The 18,579-nt window shown below is 72.0% G+C and carries 17 protein-coding genes; 11 read left to right on the plus strand and 6 right to left on the minus strand.

Annotated features, from left to right (window positions below):
• The first annotated feature begins 353 nt into the window (after window positions 1-353).
• The 4 genes from lanKC (at window position 354) to ACGGAQ_RS15610 (ending at window position 6,630) form a co-directional block, all read left to right on the plus strand.
• Window positions 354-2,930, plus strand: coding sequence for a class III lanthionine synthetase LanKC (lanKC, locus tag ACGGAQ_RS15595; RefSeq protein WP_393049292.1), 2,577 nt, complete (start codon window positions 354-356; stop codon window positions 2,928-2,930).
• 5 nt (window positions 2,931-2,935) lie between these two features.
• The gene (locus tag ACGGAQ_RS15600; protein WP_013734295.1) at window positions 2,936-3,055 is read left to right on the plus strand and encodes a SapB/AmfS family lanthipeptide; all 120 of its coding nucleotides are present in this window, start codon (window positions 2,936-2,938) and stop codon (window positions 3,053-3,055) included.
• 75 nt (window positions 3,056-3,130) lie between these two features.
• Window positions 3,131-4,858, plus strand: coding sequence for an ABC transporter ATP-binding protein (locus tag ACGGAQ_RS15605; protein WP_393049294.1), 1,728 nt, complete (start codon window positions 3,131-3,133; stop codon window positions 4,856-4,858).
• Window positions 4,855-6,630: an ATP-binding cassette domain-containing protein gene (locus tag ACGGAQ_RS15610; RefSeq protein WP_393049297.1), complete on the plus strand. Its 1,776-nt coding sequence runs from the start codon at window positions 4,855-4,857 to the stop codon at window positions 6,628-6,630. The genes ACGGAQ_RS15605 and ACGGAQ_RS15610 overlap by 4 nt, the downstream gene beginning before the upstream one ends.
• Before the next feature lie 28 nt (window positions 6,631-6,658).
• On the opposite strand, the gene ACGGAQ_RS15615 is transcribed toward ACGGAQ_RS15610, so the two are convergent.
• The 3 genes from ACGGAQ_RS15615 to ACGGAQ_RS15625 form a co-directional block, all read right to left on the minus strand.
• The gene (locus ACGGAQ_RS15615) at window positions 6,659-7,243 is read right to left on the minus strand and encodes a response regulator transcription factor (protein ID WP_393049300.1); all 585 of its coding nucleotides are present in this window, start codon (window positions 7,241-7,243) and stop codon (window positions 6,659-6,661) included.
• Window positions 7,244-7,363: 120 nt separating this feature from the next.
• On the minus strand, window positions 7,364-7,969 hold the full coding sequence (locus ACGGAQ_RS15620) for a LuxR family transcriptional regulator (RefSeq protein WP_393049303.1): 606 nt from the start codon (window positions 7,967-7,969) through the stop codon (window positions 7,364-7,366).
• A gap of 198 nt (window positions 7,970-8,167) precedes the next feature.
• Entirely contained in the window at window positions 8,168-8,749 is a 582-nt protein-coding gene (locus tag ACGGAQ_RS15625; RefSeq protein ID WP_393049306.1) for a hypothetical protein, read from the minus strand.
• An 837-nt stretch (window positions 8,750-9,586) separates the two neighbouring features.
• Between ACGGAQ_RS15625 and ACGGAQ_RS15630 the strand changes: the two genes are divergently transcribed.
• Window positions 9,587-10,171 carry a winged helix-turn-helix domain-containing protein gene (locus tag ACGGAQ_RS15630; RefSeq protein WP_393049308.1) on the plus strand — a complete coding sequence of 195 codons (585 nt, stop codon included), beginning with the start codon at window positions 9,587-9,589 and terminating at the stop codon, window positions 10,169-10,171.
• Between the two features lies 1 nt (window position 10,172).
• On the plus strand, window positions 10,173-11,426 hold the full coding sequence (locus ACGGAQ_RS15635) for an MFS transporter (RefSeq protein ID WP_393049311.1): 1,254 nt from the start codon (window positions 10,173-10,175) through the stop codon (window positions 11,424-11,426).
• A 108-nt stretch (window positions 11,427-11,534) separates the two neighbouring features.
• Here the strand turns inward: ACGGAQ_RS15635 and ACGGAQ_RS15640 are convergent, their stop codons facing one another.
• Both ACGGAQ_RS15640 and ACGGAQ_RS15645 read right to left on the minus strand, forming a co-directional pair.
• Window positions 11,535-12,620, minus strand: a complete 1,086-nt coding sequence (locus ACGGAQ_RS15640) for a hypothetical protein (RefSeq protein WP_393049314.1) — start codon at window positions 12,618-12,620, stop codon at window positions 11,535-11,537.
• Window positions 12,621-12,806: 186 nt separating this feature from the next.
• Window positions 12,807-14,312 carry a DUF1996 domain-containing protein gene (locus tag ACGGAQ_RS15645; RefSeq protein ID WP_393049316.1) on the minus strand — a complete coding sequence of 502 codons (1,506 nt, stop codon included), beginning with the start codon at window positions 14,310-14,312 and terminating at the stop codon, window positions 12,807-12,809.
• Window positions 14,313-14,568: 256 nt separating this feature from the next.
• Here ACGGAQ_RS15645 and ACGGAQ_RS15650 point away from each other — a divergent pair, with 256 nt between their 5' ends.
• From ACGGAQ_RS15650 to ACGGAQ_RS15670, 5 genes are all read left to right on the plus strand, one after another.
• On the plus strand, window positions 14,569-15,219 hold the full coding sequence (locus ACGGAQ_RS15650; RefSeq protein WP_393049318.1) for a TMEM175 family protein: 651 nt from the start codon (window positions 14,569-14,571) through the stop codon (window positions 15,217-15,219).
• A 152-nt stretch (window positions 15,220-15,371) separates the two neighbouring features.
• On the plus strand, window positions 15,372-15,785 hold the full coding sequence (locus ACGGAQ_RS15655; RefSeq protein WP_393049321.1) for a DUF6069 family protein: 414 nt from the start codon (window positions 15,372-15,374) through the stop codon (window positions 15,783-15,785).
• A gap of 39 nt (window positions 15,786-15,824) precedes the next feature.
• Window positions 15,825-16,178, plus strand: a complete 354-nt coding sequence (locus ACGGAQ_RS15660) for a YciI family protein (RefSeq protein WP_393049323.1) — start codon at window positions 15,825-15,827, stop codon at window positions 16,176-16,178.
• A 19-nt stretch (window positions 16,179-16,197) separates the two neighbouring features.
• Complete coding sequence (locus ACGGAQ_RS15665) at window positions 16,198-17,397, plus strand: RNA polymerase sigma factor (protein WP_393049663.1); 1,200 nt, start codon at window positions 16,198-16,200, stop codon at window positions 17,395-17,397.
• Window positions 17,394-17,972 carry a dihydrofolate reductase family protein gene (locus ACGGAQ_RS15670; RefSeq protein WP_393049326.1) on the plus strand — a complete coding sequence of 193 codons (579 nt, stop codon included), beginning with the start codon at window positions 17,394-17,396 and terminating at the stop codon, window positions 17,970-17,972. The genes ACGGAQ_RS15665 and ACGGAQ_RS15670 overlap by 4 nt, the downstream gene beginning before the upstream one ends.
• A gap of 87 nt (window positions 17,973-18,059) precedes the next feature.
• Here the strand turns inward: ACGGAQ_RS15670 and ACGGAQ_RS15675 are convergent, their stop codons facing one another.
• Complete coding sequence (locus tag ACGGAQ_RS15675; protein ID WP_355066537.1) at window positions 18,060-18,476, minus strand: hypothetical protein; 417 nt, start codon at window positions 18,474-18,476, stop codon at window positions 18,060-18,062.
• Between the last annotated feature and the right edge of the window lie 103 nt (window positions 18,477-18,579).

Raw genomic sequence — 18,579 nt, forward strand, 5'->3', positions numbered from 1 at the left:
GCACTGTTAACCCAGCGATCACCGGGGCCTGGTTTCCGCCCGCCCGAGGGGGCAGGAGCGAGCAGGTGGGTGAGCAGGCGAACGCGTCGCGTCACCGATCCGGTGGGAGAATTCCCAGGTCAGCGGCTCGCGAAGCCGCATCAACGCGTACGACGTTCGCGGACGGCCTCGGGTGCGGGCCGGTGGGCGATGCTCTGCGGACCCGGTCCCGTGGGCCTGACTAATGTCATGCGTACCGATGCGCCCTGCACCGAAGTCCGTGACTAAGCGCACTGGAGCGCACCTCCTCCCCTCGACGAAACTCGATTCAACGCCGGAACAACAGCCGGCCGAGTTCGAGAGGAGGCGGGACGGTGGACGAACGCTACGACAGCTACTGCGCGGCGGATCGGCTGTTCTACGACTCGCTCGGCAGCGCCGTCGCGCAGCCCGTCTTCCCGGCCGCCGAGCGCCCCATCCCGACCGGCTGGCGCCGCGAGCCGCTCGACGACTGGCTGATCTACGCGCCGGACGGCGGCTCGCTGCCGCAACAGGGCTGGAAGATCCACGTGTCGGCGGGCCTCGCGAACGCCGAGCGGGTGCTGGACGCCGTCTGGAACTACTGCGTCCCCCGCGGCCTGTCCTTCAAGTTCCTCCGCGGGCCCCGCACGCTGCTGCTGCGCAACTCCAAGTACGCCTCCCGGGCCGCCAGCGGCAAGTTCATCACCGTCTACCCGCACGACGACGCGGAGCTGGAGCTGGTCTGCAAGGAGCTCGACGAGCTGCTCACCGGCGAGACCGGCCCGTACATCCTCAGCGATCTCCGCTACGGCGACGGCCCGGTCCACGTGCGCTACGGCGGCTTCGCCGCCCGCTACTGCCACTCGCCCGACGGTCAGGTGGTGCCGGCGATCGAGGACGACAACGGCACGCTGGTGCCGGATCGCCGTGAGCCGGTCTTTCACGTACCGGACTGGGTCACCCTGCCCGACTTCCTCGGCCCGCACCTGGCCGCCCGCAACGACACCAGCACCAACCAGGTGCCGTACCGGATCGAGAAGGTGATCCACTTCTCCAACGGCGGTGGGCTGTACGTGGGCCGGGATCTGCGTACCGACACCCAGGTGGTGCTGAAGGAGGCCCGACCGCACGCCGGCCTGGACGCCGACGGCACCGACGCCGTCGCCCGGCTGGCCCGCGAGGCGCAGGCCCTGCGGCAACTGGCCGACCTGCCGCAGGTGCCGCGGGTGCACGACGAGTTCGCCCTCGGCGAGCACCGGTTCCTCGCGCTCGAGTTCATCGAGGGCCGGCCGCTGAACAAGGTGCTTGTCGACCGGTACCCGCTGATCGACGCCGACGCGACCGACGACGACCGGGCGGCGTACGCCCGCTGGGCCCGGCACGTCCACGAGCAGGTCGAGTCCCTCGTCGCGGCGATCCACGAGCGCGGCCTGGTCTACGGGGACCTGCACCTGTTCAACATCATGATCCGGCCGGACGACCGGGTCGCCCTGGTCGACTTCGAGGTGGCCGCCCCGATCGCCGGGCACCGCCGGCCCGGCCTGCGCAACCAGGGATTCGCGGCACCGCGGGACCGAACCGGCCCGGCCGTCGACCGGTACGCCCTGGCGTGCCTGCGGTTGGCGCTGTTCCTCCCACTGACCCAGCTGGTGCGGCTCGCGCCGGCGAAGGCGGCTCACCTGGCCGACATCATCGCCACGAACTTCCCGGTGCCGAGGTCGTTCCTTGACGCCGCGGTCGAGGAGATCGCCGGGGGTCCGCAGGGCGCAGACGCATACGACGCGCCCGTCACGCGGGAGAAGCTGACCACGGCGACCCTGGCGAGCGCCACCCCCGAGCGCGACGACCGGCTCTTCCCCGGCGACATCGAGCAGTTCCGCAGCGGCGGCCTCAACCTCGCCCACGGAGCGGCCGGAGTGCTGTACGCGCTCGACAAGAGCGGCGCCGGGCGGTGGCCCGAGCACGAGGACTGGCTGGTGCGGCGGGCGACAGCGCCACCGTCCGGCACCCGCTGCGGCTTCTACGACGGCCTGCACGGCGTTGCGTACGCCCTCGATCACCTCGGACGCCGCCAGGACGCGCTGGACGTGCTCGACATCTGCCTGCGCGAGCCCCTGGACGGGCTCGACCACAGCCTGGCGAGCGGGTTGTCCGGCATCGCGCTCAACCTGGCCGAGCTGGCCGGGCGCACCGGGGAGGCGTCGTTGCGCGACGCCGCCTGGCGAGCCGCCGAGCGGGTGATCGGGCAACTGGCCGACGACCCCGGCCCGGACATCAGCGGTGGACGCAATCCGTACGCCGGGCTGCTGCGCGGCCGGACCGGACCGGCGCTGATGCTGCTGCGGCTCTACGAGCTCAGCGGCGACGAGGAGCTGCTGGGACACGCCGCCACGGCACTGCGCCAGGATCTGCGCCGGTGTGTGGTGCGGCCGGACGGCGCCCTGGAGGTCAACGAGGGCTGGCGGACGATGCCGTACCTGGCGCACGGCAGCGTCGGTATCGGGCTGGTCCTCGACGCGTACCTGCGTCACCGGGCCGACGACCGGTTCGCCGAGGCCAGCGCGGGGATCCGCCGCGCGGCGCGGTCACCGTTCTACGCACAGTCCGGGCTCTTCGCCGGCCGTGCCGGCATCATCGCCTACCTCGCCGCCTCGGTCCACGAGGCCGACCGCCGGGAACTCGCCGCGCAGGTGGACCGGCTGGCCTGGCACGCGCTGCCGTACGGGAACGGGACCGCGTTCCCCGGCGAGCAGTTGCTGCGGCTCTCCATGGACTTCGGCACCGGCACCGCCGGCGTGCTCTACGCGCTGGCCTGTGCGCGACACGACGAGCCGCCGGTGCTGCCCTTCCTCGCGCCCCTGTCGGGCGCGCAGAGACTCCCTCGCGACAGCGGGGGCGACCGGATCGACGAACGGATGGAAGGGAGGTGAACGACATGGCGCTTCTGGACCTCCAGGGCCTGGAGATGGCTCCGGCCGACCGCACGGGTGGCGGTAGCCGGGCGAGCCTGCTGCTCTGCGGCGACAGCTCGCTCTCCGTCACGACCTGCAACTGATCCATCGCAGAACGCGGTCGCCCTGGGCGGGCAGACGTGCCCACCCAGGGCGACCGCGTAGCACTGGGAGGACCGATGCCGACGTTCGAGGCGGGGGACCGACTGCTGAAGCGGACGGTTCTGGCCGGCGGCGGCTGGACCGGTGGACTCGCGGCGGTCGCGCTACTCGGCGCGGCCGCCGAACTGTTGCTGCCCGCGGCCCTCGGCCGTGCCGTCGACGCCGCCCTCGCCGGCGGCTCCGGCTGGTGGGCGGTGTCCGCCGCTGGCCTGGTCGTCGTCCTCGTCTGCGTCGACACCCTCACCGACCTGGCCAGCGGATTCGGTGCGGCACGTGCCACCGCCGGGCTGCGCCGGCGCCTGCTGCGTCACCTGTTCGCCGTGGATGTGCGCACCACCCGCCGCTATCCGGTGGGTGATCTCGTCGGCCGGTTGGTCGGCCAGGCCGCCGACGCGGGACAGGCCGGCAACGCCGTCGTCCTGGCCATCGTGGCGGTGCTTCCACCACTCGGCAGCGTCGTCGCGCTCGCCATCATGGAACCGATCCTGGGGATCACCCTGCTCGCCGGCCTCGGCCTGCTCGCCGTCCTCATGCGCGCCTTCGTGGCCGACGCCTCGGCCGCGACCGCCGGATACCAGCGGGTGCTCGGCGCCATCGCCGGCCGACTGCTGGAGTCGCTGACCGGTGCCCGGACCATCGCCGCGGCCGCCACCGTCCGCCACGAGGAGGACCGGGTGCTGGCGGCCCTGCCGGAGCTGGGCCTGCACGGCCGACGCGCGTGGGACCTGCTGGCGCGGGCGAGTGCGCGTACCTCCGCCGTGGCGCCGCTGCTGCACCTGAGCGTCATCGCGGTCGGCGGGTACGCCCTGACCGCGGGCTGGCTCACGCCGGGCCAACTGGTCGCTGCCGTACGGTACGCGGCCATGGGCGCCGGCCTCGGTGGGGTGCTCGCCACCCTGAACCACCTGGTCCGCAGCCGCGCGGGGGCACACCGGGTCGCCGAGCTGCTGGAACAGCCCGCCGCGCCGGCGGGCGAGCGACAGCTTCCACCCGGCGGCGGTGCCCTGCGACTGCGCGGGGTACGCGTGCACGCCGACGACGGCCGGCCCATCCTGGACGGCATCGACCTGGACGTACCGGCCGGCGCGATCGTGGCCGTCGTCGGAGCGTCCGGTGCCGGCAAGTCGACCCTGGCCGCCGTGGCGGGACGGCTGCACGACCCCGACGGCGGTGAGGTGCTACTGGACGGTGTGCCGCTGCGCGACCTCGACGGGGCGACGCTGCGCCGAGCCGTGGGCTATGCGTTCGACCAGCCGGTGCTGATCGGCGCGACCGTCCACGACGCGATCGGCCTGGCACTGCCGGTCGAGTCCGCGACGCCGCCGGCCGACGGGAGCCCGGCCACGCCGGCGGTCCTGTGGGGGGCCCGCAGGGCGGCGGTCGCCGACGTGATCGACCGTCTGCCCGACGGTTACCGCACCCGACTGGTGGACACACCGCTCTCCGGAGGTGAGACCCAACGCCTCGGCCTGGCCCGGGCATTCGCCGCCGAGCGGCTGCTCATCCTGGACGACGCGATGTCCAGCCTGGACACCGCGACCGAGCACCGGATCACCGAGGCGGTTCTCGGACGCGGCGGCGGGCGGACCCGACTGGTGGTCACGCACCGGACCGCTGCGGCCGCCGCGGCCGACCTCGTCGCCTGGCTGGACGGCGGTCGGCTGCGCGGCCTGGCGCCGCACCGGCGGCTCTGGGCCGACCCGGACTACCGCGCCCTCTTCCAGCCGGTAGGCGGTGGGCCGTGAGCCGTCCCAGCGTACGACTGGTGACCTGGCGGGCGCTGCGGGCCCGCCGGCGTGACCTCGCCCGGCTCTGCGGCTGGTCGCTTGTCGAGTCGCTGCCCGCGCTGCTCGCCGGCCTCCTGGTCGCCCGCGCCGTCGACGACGGTTTCCTGGCCGGACGGCTCCTCGACGGCCTGGCGTGGCTGGGGGTACTCGCCGTGACCGTGCTGGTCGGCGCGGCGGCGACCGGTCGGACGTACCGCAGCCTCGGCGCGGTGGTCGAGCCGTTCCGCGACGAGGTGGCCGCTCAGGTGGTCCGGGGTGCCCTGCGCGACGCCACTCGGGCGGGTGGTCGCCCGGACAGCGCGGCCGTGACCCGGCTGACCCACCAGATGGAGATCGTCCGCGACACCTTCGCCGGCCTGCTGATGGTGACCCGCGGTTTCCTCTTCTCCGCCGGCGCGGCCCTGCTCGGCCTTCTCGCCCTGGCCCCGGTGGTGGCGGCGCTGGCCGCCGCGCCGCTGGTCGTCGGCCTGGCCGTGTTCCTCGCCGCGTTGCCGGCGATGGCCGGGCATCAGCGCGCCTACGTCCGGGCTGGTGAGCAGCTCGGCCAGTCGGCGTCGGCCGCGCTGGCCGGTCACCGCGACGTGCTGGCCTGCGGCGCGCAGGCACGCGTCACGGCCGACGTGGAACGGCAGGTGTCCGCACAGGCCGCCGCCGAACGCGCCCTCGCCCGGATGGCGGTGATCCGCAGCCTCAGCCTCGGCATCGGCGGCTGGTTGCCGCTGGTCGTGCTGCTCTCGGCGGCTCCGTGGCTGGTTGAACGCGGATTGACGGCGGGCGCGGTGCTGGGGGCGCTGATCTACGTCTCCACCGGCCTGCAACCGGCCCTGCACACGCTGGTGCAGGGCATCGGCGGCGGCGGGCTGCGGTACGCCGTCACCCTGGAGAACATCCTGCGGGCCGGTCCGGTGTCCGATGGACCCCACCTGCCCGCTCCCACCGCCCGGACGCCGCGCTCCCGGCCGCCGGCCCGTCCGGTCGACGGCTCACCGGCCGTCGAGGTCCGCGGGCTGACCTTCGGCTACGGCCCGCGCGCCCGGCCCGTTCTCCGGAACTTCGCACTGACGCTGGCCGACGGGGATCACCTCGCCGTGGTCGGCCCGAGCGGCGTCGGCAAGTCCACGCTGGCCGCCCTGCTCGCCGGTCTGGTGCCGCCGCAGGCGGGCACGGTCCGCCTGGCCGGCGCGACGGTGGCCGACGCCCAGCCGGCCGACCTGGCCCGGATGAGAGTGCTGGTGCCTCAGGAGGCGTACGTCTTCACCGGCAGCCTCGCCGACAACCTCCGCTACCTGCGGCCGGACGCCGACGACGACCTGCTGGAGGTCACCCTCGCCGCGCTCGGTGCGCGCCCTTTGGCGACGCGCCTGGGCGGTCTGGACGCGCCGGTCGTGCCGGCGCTGCTCTCCGCCGGTGAACGGCAGCTCATCGCGGCCGTCCGGGCCTGGCTGGCGCCCGTCCCGCTGGTGGTCCTCGACGAGGCGACCTGTCACCTGGACCCGGCGCTGGAGGCGACCGTCGAGAGTGCCTTCGCCCGGCGGCACGGCAGTCTCGTGGTGATCGCGCACCGGATCAGTTCCGCGCTGCGGGCCGATCGGGTGCTGGTCCTCGACGGCGACGAGCCCGTGGTGGGAACGCACGAGCAGTTGATGGCCCGATCGGCCACGTACCGGGCGCTCGTCGGTTGCTGGGATGATCCGGTGGCGCTGTCCCGGACGGGCGCGAGGCTGAGCTGACCTCCGCGCCCCCGAGCCGGCGGCGCCGTCAGATCCAGCCTGCCTCGCCTGCCATCCGCACGGCCTCCACCCGGGTGCGCGCACCCACCTTGCGGGTGATTCGACCGAGGTGGTTGCGGACGGTGCCCCGGCTGAGCCCGAGCGTCGCCGCCACCTCCGCGACCGGCGCCCCGGCCGCCGTCAGCGTCAACACCTCCGTCTCGCGGCTGGTCAGCGGGCTGTCCGAGCGCAGCGCCGCGACGACGAGATCCGCGTCGACCACCGGCTCTCGGCGAGCGAGCCGGCGGATCCCGTCGATGACCCGCTGGGGGCCCGCGTCGCTGCGCAGGATGCCGACCGTCCGGGTCGGGCAGAGCATGCCGCGCAGTCGCCGTGCCCGATGCGGGTGGGCCAGCACCAGGACGGGGCACCGACCGAAGCGGCTCGGATCGACTCCCTCGACGACGTCGAGGTCGGCCACCACCACGTCGGGGCGTTGAGCGCGGACGGCCGCGGACACCGCGTCGCCGCGATCCACCTCCGCCACGACGCGGATGTCGTCCTCGGCGGCGAGGACGAACGACAGCGCGCCCAGCACCAGGGCACCGTCCAAAGCGAGCAGGGTACGGATCACGATGAACCTTTCCGCACTCCGAAGGTGATCACACTACGTCAATATTCAAACACGCATCCGTTGGGTCCGCACGGCGACGGAGGCGGGGCCGGACACCTTCGCCAGCCCCGCCCCCGACGGCTACAACCAGCCGTTACTCCGCGCGCGCCACACCGCTTCCAACCGGTTGCGCGCACCGGTCTTGCGCAGGATCACCGAGAGGTGATTGCGCACCGTCCCGTGTGCCAGGTAGAGGCGGGCCGCGATCTCCTTCAGGGGCAGACCCTCGGCCGCCATCCGCAGCACGTCCATCTCCCGAGGCGTCAACGGGATCTCCGGAGGGCTCAGCACCGCCACCGCGGCGGCCGGATCGATCGCCCGTTCCCCGGCGGCGAGCGCGCGGATCGCCCGCACCAGCTCCACCAGGGAGCTGTCCTTCCCGAGCAGGCCGCGTGCGCCGGCCGCCAGCGCGGCCTCCACCAGGGTGGGGCTCCACCGAGGGCTCATCGCCAGCACGGCGGCGTGCGGCGCCTCGACGCTGATCCGGGTGACCATCTCCACCGGGTCGGGCAACTCCGGTGTCAGCGCCAGCACCACCACCTGGGGTCTGCACCGGCGCACCACCGTCAACAGTTCGCCGACACCCTCGACGTCGGCGACCACCTTCATGTCCTCCTCACCTGACAGCGCGGCGCAGAGCGCAGCGCGCAGTAAACCCATGTCCTCGGCGACGACAACGTGGATCACCACGTTTCTCCGATCTCAGGTACGCGTCACACCGGCCACCGAACCCGGAACATTCACGGGCTGGTCAGGGGTCGTGCGCGACGGACGGATAGGCATGGGCCCGCGGCACCGTCACGGCAGACGGCACGGGCACTGATCGACCAGGCCAGCGGATGGGACCGAGCGTGTCAGCCGGCCACCCGGGTCGGTCGACACGCCTCAGCCGGGGCGGGCGATCGCAGACCTAGCGTGGCTCTCGACGAGGGGTGGCACGAGTTCGCAGGGCACCCCGGAAGCGAGGGGCGACTGCCGGTCGACGGGCCGGATCAGACCCGGCCCCGCCGTCGATCCATTGTCGACGCCGGCGGCATCCTGGTCGACCGGCGCGACGGGTCGGCCGGGAAGTTCGGCGGCCACCGCCAACGGGGCCGGGCGTGCGGCGAGGTGCCCCTTCGAGGCCGTGGGACGCGTGGGGACGGCGACGGACATCGGCGGCGGCGCGGCGGGAGGCGGCGCCGCCGTGGCACATACGATCACCGGCGCGGCGCGGACGGGCGACATCGCCGAATCCGCCGGTGGTGTCGGCGCGGCCGCTACGGGTGGCGAGTCGGTCATCGGCACGGTGGCCGGCCCGGGCGCTGGGGGAGCGGTCAGCGGAGGTGTCGCCGGAGGGATCACCGCCCCGAGATCGGGCGGTAGAACGGCGGCGGTGACACGGAGAAGCGCCACGATGACCGACTGGATCGGCACTGTCCGCACGATGTCGACGACATGCGGCAGTGGGGCGGTGATCAGGCCCACCGCGAGAGAACCGGCCGGTTCGGGCAGCGCGTGTGCCTCGGACGCGGGGGGGACCGGCCGCCGTACCGGATCAGCGGCCGGCCGGGACGGGTGCCCATGGCGAGTTGGACGATGAGCCGCGGGCGCTGGGGAGGCGGGCCGGAGCCTCGCGCGCTCGGCAGCGCCGGGCGGGACGGCTGCGCCGACCCGAGGCAGCGGCACGGACCCGGGCGACGCGTCCCTGGGCCGGCGAGGCGGCGTCGAGGGTGTCACGTCGCGGGGGGTGACGACGCTACCGATGGCCCCGGCCAGCGGGGCGCGGGGCCGATCAGGGCGGGGTTTGTCGGCCCGCACGACGCGCGGGCGCTCACCCGCGGAGCGCTCCGCGACCGTGAGCCGTGCGATCGGCTCGACCAGAGCGCGGATCTGCCGATGAGGCTCGTTGCCGGGGTCGCTGCGTATCCCGTCGGCGGCGGCCGGCCCCTGGAACAGGGCGGCCAGGAGGAAACCGGCCCCGACGGCAGCCGCGATCAGCACCAACCGCCGGGCGAGCCCGCGCAGTCGACCGGCCACGGGCGCAGCCGACCGGCTCGACGCAGACATCGTCGTGGTTCCGTTGACGGGACTTCGCACGCGGGCACTACCCCCCTTCCCTCTGGATTGCTGACCCATAGTAGCGATGCACTCACCTATTCGCATCCGGTGATGCGCGCAAGTCGTCGGCCACGTCATCTCCGCAGCGAGGCCGTGGCCCTGCGGCGGCGGACACGGACCGATCGCTGATGCGAAACACTCATTGCGAAAGCTATCTCCAGGGTCGTATAAACGAAAGGAGTCTTTCGATTGGGAGTGTCACCCATGGAACCGACCGGGTCCGAGCGTCGCGTACGGGTACGCGACGCCACCACGCTGCGCGCGCTCGCCCACCCGCTGCGCCTGCGGCTGCTGCGCTACCTGCTGGCCGCTGGCCCGCGAACCGCCGCCCAGTGCGCCGAGGCCCTCGACGACACGGGCTCGAACTGCAGCTACCACCTGCATCAGCTGGCCCGGCACGGCCTCATCGAACGGGTCCCCGCTGAGGGGGCCAACCGACGTGACCGGCCCTGGCGTGCCGCCTCCACCGGGCTCGAATACCGCCCCGACTCCGGCGATGCCGACGGACAGCAGGTCAACGACGCACTGGCCGCGCTCGAGCTCGACGAGGTGTTCCGGTCGCTGCAGCGCTACCAGAACCGGCAGCACAAGCTGACAGACGAGTGGCGAGAAAGCGCGACCTTTCACAACTACACGCTGTCGCTCACCCCGGAGGAGTTGCGACACCTCACGCTGACCCTGGACGCCGTCATCCGGCCGTACCTGCGCCCCCTGCGCAACGCGCCCCCGAGCGACGCCCGACCGGTCAGCCTCAGCCTGCAGGCCTACCCCACACCGGAATTCGTCTGACATGGTGACGCTGTTGCGTCACCGCGGATTCGTCGTGATCTGGGCCGCGGGGCTCTGCTCGAGCGTGGCGAGCTGGTTGCTGCTCACGGGGCTGCCGATCTACGTGTTCGGTGTGACCGGGTCGGCGTTCACCACCTCCGCCGTCTTCCTCGTCGAGCTGCTGTGCGGCATCACGCTGGGGTCGTTCGCCGGTGCTCTGGCCGACCGCTACGACAGGTTCCGGCTCATGGGCTGCGCCGCCGTGGCGCAGGCGGTAGCGGTGCTTCCCCTGCTCGCCGAACCCGGCCACCATCTGTGGATCATTTGCGTGATCGCTGGTGCCCAGGCCGTGCTGACCCAGACGTTCGACTCCGCCCGCAACGCGGCACTGCCCAGCCTCGTCGAGCCCGCGCACCTGGTGAGCGCAAACAGCATGGTGGCGCTCAACATCAGTGTGGGACGGCTCATCGGAGGCTCGCTCGGTGGGTTCGCGATCACCCGCGCCGGCACCGGTTACCTCGCCCTCGGTGCCGTCGTGGCCTTCACGACCACGGCAGCCCTGATCGTCGCTGGCCGCCGGGCCGCGCGACGCGGGGTCGCGGCGTCACACCCACCGGAGCGTACGTCCTCGTTCTTCGCCACCTGGCGCTCCGGCCTCGCGGCGATGCTGCGCAACCACACCGTGCGGGTGACGATGCTGAGCGTGGCGCTGGGTGGCATCGCGCAGGGCCTGTTCGTGGTGCTCTTCGTGGTCTTCGTCAGCCGCGCGCTGCATGCCGACGGCACGCTCACCGGCGTGCTCCGTGGCGTACAGGCGATCGGCGGTGTGGCCAGCGGGCTCATCGTCGGCATGCTGGGGACGCGGCTCAGCTCCCGGCTGCTGATGAGCCTCGGCGCCACCACGTTCGGACTGATCAGCGCGGTCATCTGGAACGGGCCGGCGGTCACCCGTCAACCCGGGTGGTACGTCCTGCTGTTCATCCTGGTCGGCGTACCGGGCGTCGCCTACGGCAGCGGGGCCTTCGCGCAGATCCAGCAGAGCGTGCCGGACACCGATCTCGGCCGCGCCTTCGGCGCGTACTACGCGATCTACAACGCGGCACAGGGCCTGGGCATGGTGGCGGCCGGTCTGCTCGGCGACGCGCTCAGCGTCGTGCTCGTCCTCAACGTGCAGGCCGCGTTGTACCTGGCCTCCGGTGTGGTCGCCTTCGTGGGCCTGCGCCCTGTCGGCCGCGACGCTCGGTCGTCGGACAGAAAGATCCTGGTCAGCAGTTGATGAGGTGCCGCAGGTCGTCGACGCCGTTGCTCTCCGCCCAGTAGCGGATGGCCGGCTTCATTCTGCCGGCGGCGACCGCGAGCGGCCACCGCCGGCGCGGGTGTGGCGTCAGAGTCGGGAGGTGAAGGTGGCCAGGAAGCGGTGCGGGGTGACCGTGCCGGCGTTGTCGAAGCAGATCACGTCGACGTCGGCGTTTGTGGTGTACGTCCACGGTTGGGTGAGGTGGCAGTAGTTGCTGCCGGCGCCCTGCGCCACCACCTGGACGTGGGTCTCCTTGAGGCCGATCTGCGGGAAGGTCGCCAGGTAGCGGCCAGCCGGCACCAGCGGCGCCACCGTGTTCGCGCCGACGCCCAGCACCGAGTTGTCGTTGGTCGGGCCGCCGACGGCGGTGCCGAGGTAACCGAAGTACGACGGTGGCGCGAGGGACCCGATCACCGGCCGCCGACGGTGGTACGACAGGACGAAGTCGGTGTTGACGAACGCCCCGGCCTGGTCGTAGCAGAAGACGTACACCTGCACGTCGCTGCCGACCGCGCTCCAGGAGTAGACCTTGCACCGCCGAGGTCCGGCGTTCGGCTGTACGGCGGTGACCTGCACGTCGCCGGCGAGCACCCCGGCCAGCCCCACCCCGGGCAGCCGCACCAGGTACTGCCCAACCCCCAGCGGCCCGACCGTGTTCACCACGCCCGTCGAGTTGTACGACTGCACCACCACGCCACCGCCCCACTGCACGTACGCGTGGGAGGTGCCAGCCGGCAGCACGCCCGAGCTGGTCGTCCAGAGCACGGTGAACGGGGTGTCCTCGCGCGTGCCGCCGGGGCGGTGGCACTGCACGTCCACGATCTCGTCGGCGCCGGACTGGAACCAGCGGACCACCTCGCAGTAGTGCCCGGTCCGGTTCACCGGGGTCACGTGCGGCACGCCCCGTGAACTGGCGCCCACCTGTGGGAAGCGGACCTGGAACCGGCCGGGCGCGAGCTTGACACCGTCGGCCCAGGCGGCCGGGAACGCTGTCTTCCAGCTACCCCACTGCCGGCTGGTGTCCAGCACGGTCCAGACCGGCACGGTGGGGTCCTGCACGTACGCGACTCCCCAGCGGTCGGCGGTGGCCGCGGCGGCCGGTGCCGGTGGTGCGAGCGCGCTGGCGGCCAGGACGGCGGCCAGCGCGGCGTTGACGAACGATCGGAGACGCATGTGTTCCTCCATTCGACGGGAACATGTCGGGGAGGAGTGTGCTTGTCGCGACGAGATGGTCACAGTCGGCTACCGCGTGCTCCGGTGTCGGGTGTCGGCCACCCGGGACCGAGCCGACCGGTGCGGTGAACGGCGGACGGCCCCTCGCCGGGGCGAGGGGACCGTCCAGGAGTGCGCAGGCGGGGATCAGCCGCCGGCGAAGGTCACCTCGGTGCCGCACTTGGCGTTCTGGTTCAGGCATGACTTCACCAGGGGGCCGAGGCGGACCGGGTCCCAGGCGTTCATGAAGTCACCGTGCATGGAGGACGGCTTGCCGGAGGAGAGGCTGAGACCGTTCCCGCCCAGCGACTGATAGTTGACCATGAAGGACAGGTTCGGCACCGCCACCGGGTACTTGCCGGTGCAGACGCCGTTGACCGGGTCGCCCATGTGCGACCTGTGATCGGGCGAGTCGATGTTCCTGCCGTCCCAGCAGTCCTTGAAGACGAGCTGGAAGATGAGGTTGCCGCCGGAGGCGCAGACCGGCCAGTTGCCGTCCGCGCTGCGGCCGGTCTCGGCGCTTCCGGCGCACCAGAACTGGTTGCTGCCGGCGTTCTTCGGGGTGTCGACCTGCTTCTTGGCGTCGCCCTCGACCATCCGCAGGCCAGGCGGGAAGGGCTTGACGGTGGACGGGTCCTTGACCCGGGAGCCGTAGTAGACCCGGAAGCTCTTCATCGGCACGGGCTTGCCGTCCTTGCGCAGCTCCGGAGTCCAGTAGGCGCTCAGGTCGCCGGGGGCGTTGCAGGTGGTCGTCGAGGAGAGCAGCTTGTCGGTCGTGGTGAAGGCGTCGACCTTCGGGCCGAAGAAGGTGTGCATGTGCGAGGCGCCCGGCAGGCCGGGGACGACGATCGGGTCGTCCGGGGCGGAGTTGGCGACCTCGCAGTCGGTGTGGAACTCGGGGACGCGGGTGGTGCCCGGCGTCACCGCCTTCGGCTTGATCGCGGTGAAGGCCGCCAGCTCCTGGTTCCACCTGGTCTGGTCGACCGGCACCCAGCCGGCGGCCGGCGCGGTGGTCGGCGTGCCCGGGGTGGTGCCGGGAGTGGTCGGCGTCCCCGGCGTCGGCGTCGCCGGGCCGGAACTCGGCGTGGGGGATGCGCTCGGCGTCGTGCCCGTCGCGGAGCCGAACGTGAACCAGTTCAGGTTCACGAAGTCCGATCGGGAGGCGCTCTTCATGACGGCGAAGACGGTCTGTGGGCCGGCCGGCACGCTGGACGCCTTGGCCGTGACGGTCGTCCACTTCTGCCAGCCGCCGGTGTGGGCGATCGGGAAGCTGGCCAGCACGGCGCCGGTCTGCGTGCCGAGGCGCAACTCGACGGCCCCGCCGTCGGCGTTGTGCGCGGCGACCCGGGCCGTCAGCTCCGCGCCCGTTATCGAGACGTGGTCGTACCGCAGCCAGTCGCCGTTGGCGAGCCAGCCGACGTTCCTGCCGCCGTCGGCGTCGCCGGTGCTCTCGGTCTGCGCTCCGGACTGCGCCGCGAAGGCCTCCGCCTGGACCCGGCCGGGCACGGCGACCTCCTCGGCCTGAGCGCCGGCGAGGTAGATGCCACTGCCGCCCAACGCGGCGACGACCGCGCAGGCGAGGGTGACGCGGGCGAGTCGACGGCGCTTTCGCGCCCGGTCCAGCGGTGCGACATGCGCGGCGGGAGTCCGCATTACCAATGGTTTCCTTCGAATCGACGATAACGCTCCTGTCGGGTGAAGTATGTGCACGTCCAGCGCCTGCATCAACGTGTGGAAAAAGAATTAAGGAGGGCGGTGGGTAGGCTTCCTGGTAGCCGTCGTCCCGGCTCCGGATAACAGTTTTTCGCCCGCGCAGCCTTAATTTTGTTTTAACTCCTCGCCGGCGACCCGGCCCCGCTGATTACGGATTTCGCGGTAACGAATCGTCTTCCGATCGGATACTGGAGGCATGTCGTCCAGCCCTGGCGCTCCTCGGCTCACGCGTCGGCCGGGGCGGCTGGTCGCCTTCAGCGACGGTGTCTTCGCCATCGCGGTCACGCTTCTCGTGCTGGAGATCCAACCGCCGAAGGACTTCGGACGGCTCCTGCCGGGCCTCGGGGCGTTGTGGCCGTCGTACCTGGGGTATGCGCTGAGCTTCCTGCTCGTCGGGCAGGTGTGGGTCAATCATCACGTCATGTTCGACCGGGTCCGGCACGTCGACCGTCCGGTCCTGTTCCTCAACACGCTGCTCCTGATGGTCATCGCGTTCCTGCCGTTCTCCACGTCGCTGCTCGCCGACGCGCTCCGCGCGGAGCAGGGGCTGCGGACGGCGGTCGTCGTCTACGGCACGACACTGTGGTTGGCAGCGGCCCTGTTCAACGTCATCTGGGCCCATCTTCGCCGGACGAGTCTCCTGGACCCCAGTCTCGGCGCCTTCGGCGTCCGGGCCATCGGCCGCCGATTCGCACTCGCGCTGGTCTGGATCGGCGGCGGCATCCTCGTCGGCGCGTTCGTGCCGATCGCGGGCGTCGCCATCATCGCGGCCTTCCTGCCCGCCTACTACCTGCCGATCCGCGGCGAGTACGGCGAGGACGACAAGACCACCGACCGTCCCGGCTGAGCCGGACCGGATGGCCCGGAGACGGCTCGGCGTACACCGGCGAGGAGGCCGTCAAAATATTGTGGGGTGCGCCTGTCGATCGGGACCGGCTCTCTTCGTAGCCATGGTGAGAGCCCGGAATCGAGACGGGCCGCACCCCGCTGGAGGGCACGATGACCACCACCCCGCAGACCACCCGCACCACCACCTCGGCCGTCGGCGCGCTGATCGGGGCTGGCGTGATCGCCACGGTCGCCGCGAGTGCCGCCACCATGGCGGTCGCCGCCGTCGGCCACGCGGCCGGAATCAGCCTCGACATCAGCGGCGCCCCGATTCCGGTGCCGGGGTTCGGCGTGCTGACCGCCGTCTTCTCGTCGATCGGCGTGCTCCTCGCCGTGCTGCTGTCCCGCTTCGCGCGGCGTCCGCGGCGCGCGTTCGTCCGTACGACTGTGGTGCTGACGGTCCTGTCCCTGGTGCCGGACGTGCTCGCCGACGCCGGGACGGCCACCAAGGCGCTGCTGATGCTCACCCACCTGGTCGCGGCCGCGATCGTGATCCCGGCTGTCGCGCGCCGCCTGGCCGCCTGACCCGTTCCCCACTCACCGTCGAGCTATCGGAGGATCATCATGAAGCAGTACCTGCTGTCCGTGCACATCGTCGAGGGCGCGCCGACACCGACCGACGAGGAAACGCAGATCGTATTGCGGGAGACCGGTCGGATCAACGACGACATGCAGGCCGCGGGCGCCTGGGTCTTCGCCGGAGGGCTCACGTCACCCGACAGCGCCACGGTCGTCCGGGTCGAGAACGGTGCCACCTCCATGAGTGACGGGCCGTTCGCCGAGACGAAGGAACACATCGCCGGATTCTGGGTGATCAAGTGCGCGGACCTGGACCAGGCGCTGGCCTGGGCCGAGAGGTGCGCGGCGGCCTGCGGCACGGTCGAGGTGCGCCCGTTCGACGACCTGTCCCAAGCCTGAGCGGGTGCCGTCACCCGACATGGACCTGGCGAGCATCTACCGCGCGGAGTACGGCCGCTGCGTCGCCACCCTTGCCCGCCTCCTCGGTGACATCAACCTCGCCGAGGAGGCGGTCCAGGACGCCTTCACCACGGCCCTGCAGAAGTGGCAGACCCCGCCACCCAACCCCGGCGCCTGGATCGTGACGACCGCACGCAACCGGGCCATCGATCGGCTCCGCCGAGAGTCGACCCGCGAGGCCCGGCACGCCCAGGCCCTGCTGCTGCACCACCAGGACGAGCCCCAGGAGGTGGGACCGGTGAAGGACGACCAGCTGCGACTCATCTTCACCTGCTGTCACCCGGCGCTCGCCCCGGACGCGCGGACGGCCCTCACGCTCCGTCTGCTCGGCGGTCTCGAGGTACCGGAGATCGCCCGGGCCTACCTGGTCCAGGAAACGACGATCGCGCAGCGGATCGTGCGCGCGAAGAAGAAGATCCGGGACGCCGGCATCCCGTACCGGGTACCCGCTGAACACGAACTGCCGGACCGGCTGCCGCCCGTGCTCACCGTGCTCTACCTGATGTTCAACGAGGGCTACGCGTCCACCGCCGGGCCACTGATCAGAACGGACCTGTGCGCCGAGGCGATCAGGCTCGCCCGCGAGTTGGCCGCGTTGATGCCCGACGAACCCGAGGTCCTGGGCCTGCTCGCCCTGCTGCTGTTGACCGAGGCACGCCGCCCGGCCCGGCTCGGCCCGACCGGCGAACTGGTACTCCTTCCCGACCAGGACCGGTCACTGTGGAACCGGGGACTCATCGCCGAGGGCCACGACCTGGTCCGGCGCTGCCTGCGGCGTAACCGACCCGGCCCGTACCAGATCCAGGCCGCGATCGGCGCGGTGCACACCGACGGCGCGGCCACCGACTGGCCGCAGGTCCTGACGCTGTACGACCAGCTCTTCGCGCTCGCGCCGACCTCCGTCGTCGCGCTCAACCGTGCCGTCGCGGTCGCCGAGGTGCACGGGCCGGCGGCGGCCCTCGCCGCGTTGGCGGACGTCGACCTCCCGGGCTACCACCGGCTGCCCGCCACCCGGGCCGAGCTGCTGGCTCGGCTCGGACGCGACTCCGAGGCCCGCGCCGCCTTCGACCAGGCCATCGCACTGACCAGCAACGAGACCGAGCGCGCCTTTCTGCGGACGCGCCGTACCGAACTCACCCACCCGAGGAGCGCATCGTGACCGCCACCTACACCTTCGACGTCTTCACCAGCCTCGACGGCTTCGGCAGCACCACGGGCAACTGGGGCGGCTACTGGGGTAAGCAGGGCCCGGAGCTGCTCGAGCGCCGCCTCGCCACGTACGGCGAGGACCAGCGCATGGTCTTCGGCGCCGGCACCTACCGGGTGTTCGTGGGAATGCTGGCCGACAGCACCGAGGAGTCCGACGTCCGGGACCCCTGGGTCACCCGCATGATCAACCTTCCGGCGACGGTCGTGTCGAACACGGTGCAGGGGCCCCTCGACTGGCCGGACGGGACCATCGTGCGCGGGGACGCCGTCGACGTCGTCGCCCGGCTCAAGGAGGAGTCCGAGGTGCCGTTGCGGTCACACGGCAGCCTCTCGATGAACCGGGCACTGCTGGCCGCCGGTCTGGTCGACTTCGTCCAGGTGACGCTCTTTCCGGTGCTCACCGGTGAGACCGGAACGGATCCGATCTTCCACGGGGTGGCCGACTACGACCTGGAGCTGATCGAGAGCCGGACGCTCGACGGCCGCTCCCAGGAACTCATCTACCGACCCACCCTGCACACCTGAGTCGACCCGGCCATCCGCCGGTGGCGCGGTGCCGCCGGCCGTGCCTGGTGATCCCCGGCGGCGGCACCGGACGCCCACCCGTGTCGGTCAGCAGCGCACCTCGGTCTCCTTCTGCGCCACGTCGGAGATCCCTCCGAGGGCCCGGGTGCACACCGTCAGCGTGTTGGCACCCAGCGACCAGACGTCCGGCCCGCTCGAGCACTGCAGGTCGCGAAGCGTGCTTCCGGTGACGATCGAGGTGCAGACCTGGTACGAGCCGTGGCTGGCCCGGTACTGCTGCCACACGTACGTGTAGGCGTAGTTCTTGCCGCAGCCCTTGTACTGCTTGACCGAGGCGGCGGTCTGCCCGCCGACGGTGACGTACGCCGTCGCGCCGATCTGCACCGAGCTGGCGCAGCGCGGGTTCGTCTCGGCGTGGGCGGGGCCGGCGAACGCCAACGTCGCGGGCACGGCCAGCCCAGCGGCCGCGAGGATGCGTACGCCGCGTCGGGAAAGGCTCTTCATCGATGACCTCCTTCAATGCACCGGGATCGTCGATCCCCGTGTCGTCGATGCACCACATTGATGGTCACCGTGGCCCGTTCGGTAGCCTCTGACACGCCTTGAC

It is taken from the genome of Micromonospora sp. NPDC047557 (genome assembly GCF_043205095.1).
In the GTDB taxonomy this organism is placed as follows: domain Bacteria; phylum Actinomycetota; class Actinomycetes; order Mycobacteriales; family Micromonosporaceae; genus Micromonospora.